1 protein-coding gene is annotated in these 377 nt (G+C 51.7%); it reads right to left on the reverse strand.

Annotation, left to right across the window (positions count from 1 at the left end):
- Positions 1–75 precede the first annotated feature (75 nt).
- Positions 76–377, reverse strand: a 302-nt coding sequence (locus ACNKXV_RS13480; RefSeq protein WP_417908249.1) for an FtsW/RodA/SpoVE family cell cycle protein, incomplete at its 5' end; no start/stop codon positions are given.

A 377-nucleotide genomic window follows, 5' to 3' on the forward strand; every position in this document is an offset into this window, starting at 1 on the left:
ATAGATATGTCCCCCGGTGCCTCCACCGCTGATGAGAATTCGATATGTAGACTGAGCGCTAATGGCTTTTTGGGTTTATGCTGTTCGTAATCGGTTACTTACTTTATTGGATTCGGCTGCTACAGCCTCATCCTGATGATCTCCACGGCTCACACTTAGGATAATCCCAAGGGCAGTTCCGGTGAAAATCAAAGAGGTGCCTCCCATGCTCAAAAGCGGCAACGGAAGTCCAGTAATTGGCCCCAACCCCACGGCCACGGCCATATTGACCAAGGCTTGGATGACCAAGGCGAAACTCAAACCTGCGGAAAGCAAACCTCCGAAGGCCTTGTTGGAATTGGCGACGATTCGCATCCCGCGATAGAGGAGTGCGAGGT

It is taken from the genome of Christiangramia aquimixticola, from assembly GCF_048285835.1.
In the GTDB taxonomy this organism is placed as follows: domain Bacteria; phylum Bacteroidota; class Bacteroidia; order Flavobacteriales; family Flavobacteriaceae; genus Christiangramia; species Christiangramia aquimixticola.